At 63.9% G+C, this 330-nt stretch carries 1 pseudogene; it reads left to right on the top strand.

Annotated elements, in window-relative coordinates:
- Positions 1–330, top strand: a pseudogene (locus EN852_RS37545) (N-methylproline demethylase); the annotation flags it as partial.

The following is a 330-nucleotide window of genomic DNA, read 5'->3' as shown; positions in this document are numbered from 1 at the left end:
CCGTGACCATCAACACGAGGCTGCGCTCGGTGCGGCGCGAGGGCAACCAGCTCGTCGCCGAGCTCGCTTCGGATTTTGCCGACGGCTGGCGCGGCGAAAGACGTGTCGACCAGGTGGTGGTCGAGCATGGCACGGCACCCCTCGACGACCTTTATCTGTCGCTGAAGCCTTTGTCGAAAAATGGCGGAGCGGTCGACTATGAGCGGCTGGTGAATGGCGGTGACATTTTCCCGTCGCGCAACGCGGAAGGCGGGTTCGTCGTATTCCGCATCGGCGACGCGGTCGCCTCGCGCAACATCCACGCCGCCATCTATGACGGTATCCGGGTAG

Origin of the sequence: Mesorhizobium sp. M2E.F.Ca.ET.209.01.1.1, assembly GCF_004010375.2 — a bacterium.
Taxonomy (GTDB): Bacteria; Pseudomonadota; Alphaproteobacteria; order Rhizobiales; family Rhizobiaceae; genus Mesorhizobium.
This window is presented reverse-complemented; position numbering and strand designations above follow the sequence as displayed.